This is a genomic window from Streptomyces sp. NPDC006691, assembly GCF_042869955.1.
Taxonomy (GTDB): domain Bacteria; phylum Actinomycetota; class Actinomycetes; order Streptomycetales; family Streptomycetaceae; genus Streptomyces.
The window spans coordinates 1-14041 of record NZ_JBIAGW010000008.1 but is presented as its reverse complement, the minus strand read 5'-3'; the positions used below and the strand labels follow the sequence as shown (position 1 = coordinate 14041).

The following is a 14041-nucleotide window of genomic DNA, read 5'->3' as shown; positions in this document are numbered from 1 at the left end:
CCCCTGTAAATGGGGGGACACCCCGACCGCACCCCGGCTAGCCTGGGCACATGGTCACGTACTCGTACTACTTCTTCCGCTGAGCCCCCCGCGGCAGCAGCCGCACCCAACCCCACCCCGGAAGGAACCCCGTACCGAGTACACCAAGGGACACCCATGCCCTCGCACGACCACACCCCCTCCCAGCTGACCCTCACCGCCGTCTGCAAGGCGTACGGCGACCGCCGGGTACTGGACCAGGTGAGCCTCACCGTCCGCCCCGGCGACAGGACCGCCGTCATCGGCGAGAACGGCTCCGGCAAGTCCACCCTGCTGCGGCTGCTCGCCGGCGCCGAGCAGCCGGACTCCGGAGAGGTCACCTCCGTCTTCCCCGGCGGCACCGGCCACCTCGCCCAGACCCTGGACCTCGCCCCGGACCGCACGGTCCAGGACGCCATCGACCACGCCCTGGCCGAGCTACGCGCCCTGGAAGCCGCCATCCACACCGCCGAAGCGGCACTCGCGAAGGCGGGCGAGCGCGCCACCGAGGCCCAACTCGCCGCGTACGGCGACCTGTTGACCGCGTACGAGAACCGCGACGGCTACCGCGCGGAACCCCGCACCGCCGCCACCCTCAACGCCCTGGGCCTCGCCCACCTCACCCGCGACCGCGAACTCGGCACGCTCTCCGGCGGCGAACAGTCCCGCCTCGCGCTCGCCTGCGTCCTGGCCGCCGCCCCCGAGCTGCTCCTGCTCGACGAGCCGACGAACCACCTGGACCACCAGGCCACCGACTGGCTCGCGGAGCAACTCCGCGCCCACCGGGGCACGGTGGTGGTCGTCACCCACGACCGCGCCTTCCTCGAACGCGTCTCGACCACGATCCTGGAGGTGGACCGGGACCTGCGCACGGTCGCCCGGTACGGCGACGGCTGGGCCGGATACCGTACGGCCCGGGCCGCCGCGCGGCACCGCCGGGAGCTGGCACACCAGGAGTGGCTCACCGAGCTGGCCCGTACCCGAGGACTCGTCGAGGCCGCCGGGCAACGGCTCGCGGCAAGCGGAAAGGACCCGGGCCAGGGCTTCGGCAAGCACCGCCGTTCCTCCGAGGCCAAACTGTCCGGGCAGGTCAGGGCGGCCAGGACGCGGCTGGACCAGTTGGAGCGGCAGCCGGTCGCGGCCCCGCCGCCGCCCCTGCGGTTCCACGCCCGCCTCACCACGGCGGCGGCCGGCTTCGACGGCCCGCTCGTCGAGCTGGCCGGGGTCGTGGTGGGCGACCGCCTGGACGTGCCCGCCCTGAGCGTCAAACCGGGCAGCCGCCTCCTCGTGTCCGGCCCCAACGGCGCGGGCAAGACGACCCTCCTGCGCGTCCTCGCCGGACGGCTGAGCCCGGATGCCGGGACCGTGCACCGGACGACACGTCACATCGGCTATCTGGCACAGGAGTTGAGCCATTCGCCGACCCGCACTCCGCTCCTCGGCGCCTTCGCCTCGGGACGCCCCGGGCTCCCCGAGGAGTACGCCGATGAACTCCTGGCCCTCGGCCTGTTCCGCGAGGAGGACTTCGCGGTGCCGGTCGCGGGGGGGGGGGGGGGGCCGCCCCCCCCGCCGGGGGGCCCCCCGCCGGGGGACCCCCCGGGGCCCCCGGTGTAGTCCGCGGAGCACCCCCGGGCCGGGGGCGGGGCCCGGGGGGCGCCCGGGGGGGGGCGGGGGGGGGGGGGGCCGGGGGCACCGCCACGACGGCTGGAGCTCGCCCTTCTGGTGACCCGCCCCGCCGACCTCCTCGTACTGGACGAGCCGACGAACCACGTGTCGCTCGCCCTGGTGGAGGAGGTGGAGCAGGCACTGGCCGACTATCCGGGCGCGGTCGTCGTGGTCTCGCACGACCGCCGCTTCCGGGCCTCCTTCAGTGGCGATCGACTGGAGTTGCGCGCCGGAGCGCCGGTGCGCTGACCGGGACGGGCCGCGGGACGGGCCACCGGTGCGCGGGTTATAACGAACCCATGACCCTGCACTGGAAGCTCGTAGTGGACGCCTCCGACCCGCACGCCCAGGCCGACTTCTGGGCTGCCGCCCTCGGCTACGAGGTCGAGGACAACAGCCTGCTGATCAACCGGCTGAGCGCGGCCGGGGCCATCGGGCCGGATCTCACCCTCGAACACGGCGGCCGGATCGCCTTTCGCGATCTGGTCGCCGTCCGGCATCCGGACGACTCCTACGACCCCGACAGCGGCACGGGCCTCGGTCGGCGCATCCTGTTCCAACGGGTGCCGGAGAAGAAGACGGTGAAGAACCGGATGCACATCGACGTCCACTCGGCGCCCGGGGAGCGGGCCGCCGAGGTCGACCGCATCGCCGGGCTCGGGGCCACGGTGCAGCGTCAAGTGAGGGAAGCAGGAGCGGAGTTCACCTTGATGACGGACCCCGAGGGCAACGAATTCTGCGTGCACTAGGCCGTGCCCGGTCCAGCCCTACGGTCCCGCCCGGCACCCCCGCATCCCCGCACACCCGCACCCCGGCACCCCCGCATCCCCGCGCACCCACATACCGGCGCCCCGGCACACCCGCACCCCGGCACGCCCGTGCTCTCGCACCCCTACGACACCGCGAGTCGCCCCCGGCCAGGACCGGCCGGAGATGGCCCAATCACCCACCGTTTGGCCCCAGTTGACCACCCGTACACCGTCCGGAATCCGAACACCCCTGGCCGGTTTACGTTCTTGACGCCCCCTCTACCTCTCCTTGACCATCGGCCTCGCGTTTCCGTCCCATCCCCGAACGGAACACGGAGCCCCCCATGCGCACTCCGCACTCCCCACGCACCCTGACCGCAGGCGTGGCGCTGGCCACCGCCGCGCTCTCCGTCGGCGTGCTCGCACCCGCCGTCTACGCGGCCCCCGCGCCCGAAGCCCCCGCCCAGGTGAGCCCGGTGGCGGTCGCCGCGCCCGACATACCCGTAGCCAACGTCAAGGCGCACCTCGCCCAGCTCCAGCAGATAGCCAACGCCAACGGCGGCAACCGCGCCCACGGCCGGTCCGGCTACAAGGCCTCGCTCGACTACGTGAAGGGCAAGCTGGACGCTGCCGGATTCACCACCTCCGTCCAGCAGTTCAGCTCGTCCGGCGCCACCGGCTACAACCTGATCGCCGACTGGCCCGGCGGCGACGCCTCCCGGACCGTCATGGCCGGCGCACACCTCGACTCGGTCACCGCAGGGCCCGGCATCAACGACAACGGATCCGGTTCGGCCGGCATCCTGGAGACCGCGCTCGCCGTCTCACGGGCCCAGCTCAAGCCCGACAAGCACCTCAGGTTCGCCTGGTGGGGCGCCGAGGAGCTGGGCATGGTCGGCTCGCGCTACTACGTCAACTCGCTTGCGAGCGGCGATCGTTCGAAGATCTCCGGGTATCTGAACTTCGACATGATCGGCTCGCCGAACCCGGGTTACTTCGTCTACGACGACGACCCCACCCTGGAGAAGGTGTTCAAGGACTACTTCGCCACCCTCTCCATCCCCACCGAGATCGAGACCGAGGGTGACGGCCGTTCCGACCACGCCCCGTTCAAGAGCGCGGGGATCCCCGTCGGCGGTCTGTTCTCCGGCGCCGACTACACCAAGACCGCCGCCCAGGCGCAGAAGTGGGGCGGCTCGGTGGGCCAGGAGTTCGACGCCTGCTACCACGCCTCCTGCGACACCAGCTCCAACATCGACACGACGGCTCTCGACCACAACAGCGACGCCATCGCCTACGCCCTGTGGCAGTTGGCCGCCGGAGGCAGTACGCCGCCCGACCCGGGCAGCACCTTCGAGAACACCACGGACCTCGCCGTCCCCGATTCGCCGGGACCTGCCGTGACGTCCTCGATCACCGTCAACGGCCGTACGGGGAACGCCCCTTCGGCGCTGAAGGTCGGCGTGAAGGCCGTCCACACCTACAGCGGCGACCTGGTGATCGATCTGGTCGGGCCGAGCGGCCGCTCCTACCGGCTGCACAACTCGTCGTCCGACGCGACGCCCAACATCGACACGACCTACACCGTGAACGCCTCGTCGGAGACGGCCAACGGCACCTGGAAGCTGAAGCTCCAGGACAAGGGCCCGCAGGACACCGGCTACCTCGACAGCTGGAAGCTCACCTTCTGACCCAGAGCTTCCCCATCCCCCGGGACCGGTCCGGGAGACAGACCCTCCCGTCCGGCGTATGCGCGTGCATATACTGCATGCGCATACGCCTTTGGATGACTCACGGAGGGCACCATGGCCCGCAACTTCCTTTTCCTGTTGGGCAGTACACGCGCAGGGGGCAACACCGAGACGCTGGCCCGGCAGGCGGCCGAGCAACTTCCGGCGGGCGACACCGCCCGCTGGCTGACCCTCACCGACTTCGAACTCCCCGCGTTCCGCGACCTGAGCCACACCGATCAGCGCGACCTGGCCGCCCCCACCGGGAACGCTGCGACCCTGCTCGACGCGACCCTGGACGCCACCGATCTGGTCATCGCCTCGCCGCTGTACTGGTACAGCGTGTCCACCCCGGTCAAGCACTACCTCGACCACTGGGCGGGCTGGCTCCGCACCCCCGGACTCGACTTCCGGCAGCGGATGGCGGGGCGCACCCTGTGGGGCGTGACCGTGCTCGCCGGCAGCGACCTCTCCACGGCCGACCCCCTGGTGGGCACGTTGCGCAACTCGGCCGCCTACCTGGGCCTCGACTGGGGCGGGGTCCTGCTCGGCAGTGCCGTCCAGCCCGGCGAGATCGCGCAGGACACCGAGGCCGTCGCCCGCGCCAAGACGTTCTTCGGCGGCACGCCCCTCAGGGCCGCTCCGGGGTCCGCAACGCCCGCATGACATGGGCCACCAGCAGCTCCACCCGCTCCGGTCCGGGCATCGGCCGGCCGAGCGCGTGGCGGTAGTACAGCGGGCCGTAGAGCATCTCCACGGCCAGCGGGAGATCGGCGTCCGGGGGCAGTTGGCCCTGCTCCTGGGCGCCGCGCATGCGCTCGTAGACCAGGGCCACGCGCGGGATCACCAGCTCGTCGTTGACGGCCCTCGCCAGCTGCTCGTCGTGCAGCACCTGGGAGAGGATCCCCCGGTAGGCGGGGCCCATCACCGGCGAGTTGAACAAGTTGACCAGCATGCCGATGTGGGTGCGCAGATCGACATCGATGTCCCCGGTGTCGGGGAACTCCGATTGGCTCACCACCAGTTCCACCACCGCGTCGAGCAGTACCGCGCCCTTCGTCGACCACCAGCGGTAGATGGTCTTCTTGCTGACGCCCGCACGGGCCGCGATCGCCTCGATGGTGACCTTGCCGTATCCGTTCTCCGCACACAGTTCGAGCGCGGCCGCGAGCGTCGCCCGGCGTGATTTCTCGCTGCGGCGCCTGGGGCTCGGAGCGGATCCGGACGAGGTGATCATGCCCTCACTCTACGAGGGCGTCCGTAACCGGATTGACAGCCGAGCCCACGACTCCAACAATGACGCAGGAAACGGAACGTGTCGTGTCGAGCTGGACGGGGGTCGGCTCGCACGACCGGTCCGTTCCGGACACTTCCGCGCGCTGTCGCGCCCGCCGGTTCCGTCGGCCGTTCCGGCCGCTCGGCCGCCGGACAGCCTCTCACGCAGTGATGTCCTTCGTCGTGAAGCGGGCCCAGGCCGCCGAGCCGAAGACCGCGACATACAGGGCCTGGAGCTCGAAGTTCTTCACCAGCTGGTCCCAGTAGACGGGCTCGCGCAGGACGTCCGCGAAGGACAGCCAGTAGTGCGGGAAGAGATACGGGCCGATCGCGTGCAGCTGCGGTATCTGACCGAGGATCTGGACGGTGATCAGCAGCCCGATGGTCGTGGCCATCGCCGCGATCCCGCTGTTGGTCAGGGTCGAGATGAAGAGCCCGAGCGCGGCCATACCGGACAGTGAGACCGCCACCACGCCGGCGATCGCCACGGCCCGCAGCAGCCCGTCGGCGAACGATATCTGCGTACCGGAGATCGTCGTGACCTCGCCCAGCGGGAAGAGCAGGGCGCCGACCGCGAGCGCCGACGCCGCCACCACGAGCGTGGCGATGAGGCAGAAGGCCAGCACCGAGGCGTACTTGGCGAGCAGCAGCCGCGTGCGGCCCGCCGGGGCGACGAGCAGATAGCGCAGCGTCCCCGAGCCGGCCTCGCCCGCCACCGCGTCGCCCGCGACCACGCCGACCGCCATCGGCAGGAACACCGGCAAGGTGGCGGCGAGGGCCGCGAACACCAGGAAGAGGCCGTTGTTGGTGATCTGCGCAAGGAACGCGGGGCCGCCCTCTCCGCCCCCGCCGCCGCCCCTGCGGCCGCCCGTGTCGACCTTCACCGCGATGCCGATCAGGATCGGCACCGCCGCGAGGACCGCGAGCAGCGCGAGCGTGCGCCAGCGGCGCAGCACCGTGATCAGCTCGGAGCGGAAGAGGCCCAGCGACCACAGGACGCTCGGCCGGCGCTCGGGCCCGGCCTCCGGACCCCGCCGGGGCGCTTCCACGACCTCAGCCCGCGACATCGAAGCCCTCCCCGGTCAGCGCGACGAAGGCGTCCTCCAACGAGGCCCGCTCGGCCGCGAAGCCGCGCACCCGCACCCCGGCCCGTACGAGCTCGGCATTGAGGTCCGCCAACTCCACGTCCTGGGGCGGCAGTTCGCTGGTCACCCGGTTTTCCCCGGCCACCGTCACCTCGGCCATCCCGCGCTCCTTGAGGAGGCGGGCGGCGGCCCCGGTGTCCGGGGTGGTCACCACGAGCCGGCCGCGCGCGTTCGCCGCCAGCTCCGCCACCTCGCCCTGGACGACGAGCCGGCCCTGGTTCATCACCGCGGCGTGCGAGCAGACCTGCTCGATCTCGTCGAGCAGGTGGGAGGAGAGGAAGACGGTCGTGCCGTCCTCGGCCAACTCCCTGATCAGGGAACGGATTTCGCGCATCCCCTGGGGGTCGAGCCCGTTGGTCGGCTCGTCCAGGACCAGCAGCTCACGGTGCTGGAGCAGGGCCGAGGCCAGACCCAGGCGCTGCTTCATGCCCAGCGAGTACGCCCGCGCCTTCTTGCCCGCCGCCGCGGCCAGGCCCACCCGGTCCAGGGCGGCCGTCACTCGGGCGGTACGGGTGCGGGGGTCGGCGGTGGGGTCCGCGGCGTCGTAGCGCAGCAGGTTGTCCCGGCCGGACAGGAAGCCGTACAGGGCGGGGCCCTCGATCAGGGCGCCCACCCGGGGCAGCACGGAGCGGGCGGCCTTCGGCATGGGGCTGCCGAGGAGCTTCGCGGTGCCGGAGGTCGGCTCGATGAGACCCATCAGCATGCGGATGGTGGTGGTCTTGCCGGAGCCGTTGGGCCCGAGGAAGCCGAAGACGCTGCCCCGGGGGACCGTGAGGTCGAGCCCGTTCACGGCCAGCTGGCCACCGCGGAACCGCTTGCTGAGGCCGTGTGTCTCGATGACCGCTGGACTGTTCCCCACTCCGCCCCTTCCCGCTGCCGCCCTGCCCGGCTCCGGGAGCCGAGGGGTCACCCCCTCGACTCCCTTGCCGCCGAGCCGGGTTACTACTTGGCCGAGTTCGCGGCGGCGACCAGCGCGTCCTTCGTCACCGCGCCCACGTACACCTTGCCGTTGTCCGTGATCAGGGCGTTGACCAGGCGCGTCTTGAAGACCGTGCCGGAGCCGAACGGGCCGGAGACCTTCTCGCCCAGGGAGTCGAGGAACTTCTGCGCGTCCCCGCCGCCCTTGCCGTTGTCGGCCTTCGGGATGCCCTTGCCGCCGGTGTCGAAGGCGGCGATGGACGTCCAGCCCTTACCGATCACCTTGGTGTTCTTGGCGTCACCCAGACCGCCGAGGCCCCCGGGCAGGCTCTGCTCGGGCTTGAACGTCTGCTTCTGCTTCTGCTTGCCGTCGTCCTCGGTGACCTTCGCACCCTTGGGCGGGCTGAAGGCGAAGGTGTCCGCGGACGGCTTCGAGAAGTCGACCTTGGTGAAGCCCGCGTCGACCACGGCCTTGCCGCCGGCGCTCGACGCGAGCGTGAACTTCAGCGGCACGCCCGTCTTGGCGTCGACCGCCACCCGCACCGAGCCGACCGTCGAGCCGGACTGCTTCGGCTTGATCAGGAGCTGGTAGGCATCGCGCCCGGCCACCTGCGCCGTACCGTCGACGGACACCGCGGTGGTCGGGTCGACGTTCTTCAGGAACTGGTCGGCCAGCGCCTTCGGGGTGGTCGGAACGCCCGCCTCCGGCGTCTTCCCGTGCTCCTTCGCCGCGTCGGCCGCGGAGCGCTGCGCGTGGTACGCCTGGTTCGACCCGCTGTCGTAGGCCCAGATGTCGTTGCCGTTGTGGATCAGGCTGTACTCGGCCGCGTCCTCCAGGATGGACACCTTCTGACGGTCGGGGCCGTCGGCCGCGACGCGCAGGGTGTGGGTGCCCGACGCCAGCTCGGTGAGCTTCGCGTCCGGAGCGGCGGACTTGCCGGAGCCGCCGGCCTTGGGGGCGAACGAGCCGAGGCTGCCGAGCCCGGGCAGGCCCAGGTCCGTGCTGATCTTCATGGTGCCGGAGAGCTGCTGTGTGTCGGATGCGGCCATCTTCTCGATGAGCTGCTGTGCGCTGATCTTCGGCAGACTGGGGTCGCCGGCCGCGGCGAGTGCCGGGACGAGCCCGATGGTCGCCGCCGCAACCCCCGCCACCGCGACCGGGACGAGGTAGCGCGCCGCCTTGCGGCGGCCCGCGCCGAGGTCCCTGGCCTCGTCGGTGGCCTGTGCGCTGTCGTTCGGTGCCATGTGTGCCCTACCTCCGTGGTCGGCGGCGTCCGTCCGTCGTGCTCAGTTCCACCCCGCGCCGCCATTCTCACCCGAATTGGTCAGGAGTGGTGCCTCCCATCTGACCAAAATCGGAGCCTCGGCGCGTCAGCCCCCGGGAGCAACCTCATGTACCTCTCTGGGATGACGGAACCCTGAGTCGCCTACCCCGTCCCGTAGGGGTGAGAACCGAAAGGGCCCGCCTTCCGGCCCGGCCCCCCGGCTCTCGGCACTCGGCTCTCAGCCCGCTCGGTGCACGACCGCGTCGCAGAGCTCTTCGAGCGCGGACTTGGCGTACCCGCAGGGCAGCGGCGCGAGGGTGGCCCGCGCCTCCTCGGCGTACCGGACGGTGTCCCTGCGCGCCTGCTCAAGGGCCGGGTGGACGCGCAGCCCGCGCAGCGCCTCCGCGTGCCGGGCGTCGTCGCTGAGGTCGCCGTCGAGCAGCGCCACCAGCTCCAGGTCCTCCGGGCGGCCGTGCTGCGCGGCCTGGGCCCGCAGGTGCAGGACCGGCAGCGTGGGGATGCCCTCGCGCAGGTCCGTGCCCGGGGTCTTGCCCGACTCGTGCGAGTCGCTCGCGATGTCCAGGACGTCGTCGGCGAGCTGGAAGGCGGTGCCCAGGCGCTCGCCGTACTGCGTGAGGATGTCGACCACCGACTCGTCGGCGCCGGACATCATCGCGCCGAACCGGCCCGAGACCGCGACGAGGGAGCCCGTCTTGCCGGACAGCACGTCGAGGTAGTGGTCGACCGGGTCGCGCCCCTCACGGGGGCCCGCGGTCTCCAGGATCTGGCCGGTGACGAGCCGTTCGAACGCCTCGGCCTGAATCCGTACGGCCTCGGGGCCGAGATCCGCCAGTATGTGCGAGGCGCGTGCGAAGAGGAAATCACCCGTGAGGACCGCGATGGAGTTGCCCCAGCGGGTGTTGGCGCTGTCCACGCCGCGCCGCACATCGGCCTCGTCCATCACGTCGTCGTGGTACAGCGTCGCGAGATGGGTCAGCTCGACCACCACGGCCGAGGGCACGACGCCCGGCGCGTAGGGATCTCCGAACTGGGCCGCCAGCATCACGATCAGCGGGCGGAATCGCTTGCCACCTGCGCGGATGAGGTGCTGCGCGGCCTCCGTGATGAACGGGACCTCGCTCTTGGTGGCATCGAGCAGTCCCGCCTCGACAGCCGCCAATCCGGTCTGGACATCGGCTTCAAGTGCCTGGTCCCGCACGCTCAGCCCGAACGGCCCGACGACGGTCACGAGGGGTACTCCTGTCTGCTGACGATCACACGGATTGTCGATGTGTCGCTGCCTTCACTCAAGTCAGCGTATCGGGTCGCTGTTCGATCACCATGGGCGCCTTCCCGTCACCGCCCGCGCACAGTCCCTTGGACCCCGGTATGTTCTGGATCAGCTCATACGATCAGGAGTGGACCTTTTGTCCGGAACGATGACCGACGCCCCCGACGATCCGGCCGCGGAGCAGCCGCCTCCGCAGGACGACCACGCCTTTTTCGGCCAGCCCCGCGGCCTGCTCACCCTCTCCGGCCTGGAGGTCTGGGAGCGGTTCTCCTTCCTCGGCATGCAGGCGATCCTCGTCCTGTACTTCGCCGACTCCGTCGCGAACGACGGCATGGGCATGTCCGCGGGCAACGCGGCCTCCGTGTCGGCGGCCTACGGCACCCTCGTCTACCTGGTCTCGGTCGCCGGCGGCTGGCTCGCCGACCGCATCCTCGGCTCCTACCGCGCGGTCCTCTACGGCGGCATCCTCATCGCCTGCGGCCACTACGCCATGGCCGTGCCCACCGCCGCGGCGACCTGGATCGGGCTCGGCCTGATCAGCGCGGGCACCGGCCTGCTCAAGCCCAACGTCGCCTCCATGGTCGGCAAGCTCTACCGGACCGACGACGAGCGGCGCGACGCCGGGTTCGCGCTGTACTACATGGGCATCAACATCGGCGCCTTCCTCGGCCCGCTGATCACCGGCTGGCTCGGCGACCACAAGGGCTGGCACTGGGGCTTCTCGGCGGCCGCGGTCGGCATGACGTTCGGCCTGATCCAGTACGTGCTCGGCCGGCGCCACCTGGCCGGACGCAAACACGCGGCCGAATTCGCGCTGCCACCCGAGGGCATGCGCCGCGCGGTCCGCCTCATCGTGCTCGGTGTCGTCGTCGTCGCGGCACTCGCCGTACTGCTCTCGCTCGGCGGCTGGCTGACGCTGGGCCGCTTCGTCGACCTCCTGACGCTGATCTCCGTGATCGCCCCGGTCGTCTACTTCGCGGTGATGTTCGCCAGCCCCCGCGTGACCGCCGAGGAGCGCGGGCGGCTGCGGCCGTACGTCGTGCTGTTCCTGGCCTCGGTGGCGTTCAACTTCATCCTGTTCCAGGCGTACTCGACGATGATGCTGCTCGCCTCCACCAACGCCGAGACGAGCATCCTCGGCTTCCACTTCCCGGCGAGCTGGTACGCCTCCGCGCTCGGCGCGTTCGAGGTGGCGCTCGCGCCGGTGGTGGCCGCCGTGTGGGCCCGCATGGGCCCGCGCCAGCCGCACGCCTCCAACAAGATCGCCTTCGGCGTCATCCTGGGCGGGCTCTCGTTCCTCCTGATGGTCCTGCCGACCTCCGGGCACTCCGGCGACACCTACAAGATGGCCGCCTGGTGGATCGTCGGCTCGTACCTGCTGCTCGGGCTCGGCGACATCCTGCTGGAGACCTCCGGCATGTCGGCCACGACCAAGCTCGCCCCACGGGCCTTCGCCAGCCAGACGATGTCGCTCTGGTTCCTCTCCCTGGCGCTGGCCAACGGCATCCAGGCCCAGACCGTGAAGGTGTACGGAAAGGTCTCCAACCCGGCGTACTTCGGCGTGAACGGCGCCATCGCGGTGCTCGTCGGCGTTGCCGTGATCGTCGCCGCCCCCTGGCTCAAGCGCACCATGCACCCCGTCCACTGAGCCCCCGTCCACTGAGCCCCCGTCCACCGAGTCGCCGTCCGCCGAATCCCCGTCCGCCGAGTCGCCGTCCAGAGTCCCCGAGCACGCAACCCCGTTCCCTGAGGTCGCCGCCATGCACATCCGCACCGAATTCCCGTACGAGACACAGCGCGAGGACGTCCGGATCCCGCTGCCCGACGGCACGCTCCTGTACGCGCGCGTCTGGCGCCCGGTCACCGAGGCGCCCGTCCCCGCGCTGCTCGAATACCTCCCCTACCGGCTGACCGACTGGACGGCTCCCCGCGACTGGCAGCGGCACCCCTGGTACGCCGGGCACGGCTACGCCTCGGTGCGTGTCGATGTCCGCGGGCACGGCTGCTCCGAGGGGCTGCCGGGCGACGAGTACGACGCTACGGAGCTGGCAGACGGCGTGGCGGTGGTCAATTGGCTTGCCCAGCAGCCCTGGTGCACGGGCAAGGTCGGCATGTTCGGCATCTCCTGGGGCGGCTTCAACAGCCTCCAGATCGCCGCCCTCGCGCCCGAACCGCTCAAGGCGATCGTGACGGTCTGCTCGGCCGACGACCGCTACGACAACGACGTCCACTACATGGGCGGTTCGGTGCTCGCCGTCGACATGCACGCCTGGGCGGCGACGATGCTCGCCTTCGTCTCGCGCCCGCCGGACCCCTTCTTCGTCGGGGAAAAATGGCGTGAAATGTGGCTGGAGCGACTCGAAGCGGTGCAGCCGTTCATCCACACCTGGCTCGCCCATCAGACCCGGGACGCCTACTGGAAGCACGGCAGCGTCTGCGAGGACTACGGCGCGATCGGCGCGGCCGTACTCGCGGTGGGCGGGTGGCACGACCCGTACCGCGACACCGTGCTGCGCCTGGTGGAACACCTCCCCGCCGACCGGGTACGCGGTCTCATCGGGCCCTGGTCGCACCAATACCCGGACCGGGGCCTTCCGCCCGGGCCCGCGATCGGTTTCCTCCAGGAGACCCTGCGCTGGTGGGACCACCACCTCAAGGGCGAGGAGACCGGCGTGATGAAGGAGCCGCTGCTGCGCTCCTGGATCAGCGAGTCGCACCCGCCGGCCACGGTCTACGCGGAGCTGCCGGGCCGCTGGGTCGGCGACCCGGCCTGGCCCTCGCCGCACGTCACGCCCGTCTCGTACGCGCTCCAGGGCGCACCCGTGCAGGTGCGCTCGCCGCAGCACACCGGCATCGACGCGGGCCGCTTCTTCCCCTTCGGCAACGACGCCGACCTGCCCCCGGACCAGCGCGCCGAGGACGCCCACTCGGCCGCCTTCGACTTCCCGGTACCGGACGGCTCCGGCCCCCTGGAGATCCTGGGCCGCCCGCGGGTGACGCTCCGGCTGCGCATGGACGTCCCCTTCGGCCAGGCGATCGCGCGCCTCTGCGACGTGGCCCCGGACGGTTCCTCGACCCTGGTCACCCGGGGCGTCCTGAACCTCTCCGCCCGGCACGGCCGGGACCGCGCGGACGCGTGGCCGCTGGGCGCGACGGAGGACGTGACCTTCGACCTGAACGGCATCGGCCACGCCTTCCCGCCGGGGCACCGCATCCGGCTCGCGGTGTCCTCCGCGTACTGGCCCTGGATCTGGCCGCAGGCCGACTCGGTGGGCTTCACCCTCGACCCGGCCGGTTCCTCGCTCCAACTACCGCTCAGGGAGCGGACATCGGACGACACGATCGCCTTCGCGGACCCCGAGCAGTCCGAACCGCTCGGCGTCTCCTACCCGGCCCCGCTGGACGAGCCGCGCCCGGAGCGGCTCGTCGTACGGGACGTGGCGAAGGGCGAGTGGCGCCTTGAGGTCGACCCGCGGTACGGGGGCACCCGGGTGTACCCGGACGGGCTCGAATTCATGGAGGACGCGAAGGAGACGTACACGATCGAAGCGGACGATCCACTGTCCGCGCGGACCCGCTCGGACTGGCATCTCCGGTTGCACCGGCCGGAGTTGGGGTGGGACGTCCGGGTCGACACACGGTCGGAGATCTCGTGTGACGCGGCGGATTTCGTGACGTGGGACGAGGTGGTGTGCCGGGAGGGCGGGGAGGTCGTCTTCCACCGGACGTGGGAGCGCCGCGTCCCCCGCGAAGCGGGCTGATCCGGGGGGGGAGTTGCCCACCCGCCCGCCCGTTACTCGGGGTTGGCAGGTTCCGGCCCCTGGGGCTCCGCCCCAGACCCCGGGGGGTCTGCCCGCCCTCCCGCCCGTGCGGCCGGGTTGAGGGGTTCGGGCCCCTGGGGCTGCGCCCCAGACCCCCTGAGGGGCTGCGCCCCTCGAACCCCGGGCGGGGGCTGCGCCCCCTGCACCCCCGGTTCGGGGCTCCG

Annotated in this window: 10 protein-coding genes and 1 pseudogene; 6 read left to right on the top strand and 5 right to left on the bottom strand. The window is 71.4% G+C overall.

Translation table 11 applies throughout. The features are described 5' to 3' along the window. The first annotated feature begins 156 nt into the window (after nucleotides 1-156). From ACFYNP_RS19175 to ACFYNP_RS19160, 4 genes and pseudogenes are all read left to right on the top strand, one after another. Nucleotides 157-1932: pseudogene (locus tag ACFYNP_RS19175) on the top strand (ABC-F family ATP-binding cassette domain-containing protein). Between the two features lie 50 nt (nucleotides 1933-1982). Beyond that, the gene (locus ACFYNP_RS19170; protein WP_388786668.1) at nucleotides 1983-2432 is read left to right on the top strand and encodes a VOC family protein; all 450 of its coding nucleotides are present in this window, start codon (nucleotides 1983-1985) and stop codon (nucleotides 2430-2432) included. Between the two features lie 344 nt (nucleotides 2433-2776). Then, complete coding sequence (locus ACFYNP_RS19165; protein ID WP_388786665.1) at nucleotides 2777-4123, top strand: M28 family metallopeptidase; 1347 nt, start codon at nucleotides 2777-2779, stop codon at nucleotides 4121-4123. Between the two features lie 114 nt (nucleotides 4124-4237). Then, on the top strand, nucleotides 4238-4828 hold the full coding sequence (locus tag ACFYNP_RS19160) for a flavodoxin family protein (RefSeq protein ID WP_388786662.1): 591 nt from the start codon (nucleotides 4238-4240) through the stop codon (nucleotides 4826-4828). Here ACFYNP_RS19160 and ACFYNP_RS19155 read toward each other — a convergent pair. The 5 genes from ACFYNP_RS19155 to ACFYNP_RS19135 form a co-directional block, all read right to left on the bottom strand. Next, entirely contained in the window at nucleotides 4794-5399 is a 606-nt protein-coding gene (locus tag ACFYNP_RS19155; protein ID WP_388405453.1) for a TetR/AcrR family transcriptional regulator, read from the bottom strand. The two genes, ACFYNP_RS19160 and ACFYNP_RS19155, sit on opposite strands and share 35 nt — an antisense overlap. A 199-nt stretch (nucleotides 5400-5598) precedes the next feature. Further along, nucleotides 5599-6504, bottom strand: coding sequence for an ABC transporter permease (locus tag ACFYNP_RS19150; protein ID WP_388405451.1), 906 nt, complete (start codon nucleotides 6502-6504; stop codon nucleotides 5599-5601). Continuing rightward, a complete protein-coding gene (locus ACFYNP_RS19145) occupies nucleotides 6491-7441 on the bottom strand; it encodes an ABC transporter ATP-binding protein (protein ID WP_388786658.1) in 951 nt (316 codons plus the stop codon). Before ACFYNP_RS19145 ends, ACFYNP_RS19150 begins: the two co-directional genes overlap by 14 nt. Nucleotides 7442-7524: 83 nt before the next feature. Continuing rightward, the gene (locus tag ACFYNP_RS19140; RefSeq protein ID WP_388405445.1) at nucleotides 7525-8745 is read right to left on the bottom strand and encodes an outer membrane lipoprotein carrier protein LolA; all 1221 of its coding nucleotides are present in this window, start codon (nucleotides 8743-8745) and stop codon (nucleotides 7525-7527) included. A 258-nt stretch (nucleotides 8746-9003) separates the two neighbouring features. Next, on the bottom strand, nucleotides 9004-10014 hold the full coding sequence (locus ACFYNP_RS19135; RefSeq protein ID WP_388786655.1) for a polyprenyl synthetase family protein: 1011 nt from the start codon (nucleotides 10012-10014) through the stop codon (nucleotides 9004-9006). A 190-nt stretch (nucleotides 10015-10204) separates the two neighbouring features. Here ACFYNP_RS19135 and ACFYNP_RS19130 point away from each other — a divergent pair, with 190 nt between their 5' ends. After that, nucleotides 10205-11704 (top strand): peptide MFS transporter, encoded by a 1500-nt coding sequence (locus ACFYNP_RS19130; RefSeq protein WP_388786652.1) that lies wholly within the window; start codon nucleotides 10205-10207, stop codon nucleotides 11702-11704. A gap of 112 nt (nucleotides 11705-11816) precedes the next feature. Next, nucleotides 11817-13817 carry a CocE/NonD family hydrolase gene (locus tag ACFYNP_RS19125; RefSeq protein ID WP_388786649.1) on the top strand — a complete coding sequence of 667 codons (2001 nt, stop codon included), beginning with the start codon at nucleotides 11817-11819 and terminating at the stop codon, nucleotides 13815-13817. Nucleotides 13818-14041: the final 224 nt, after the last annotated feature.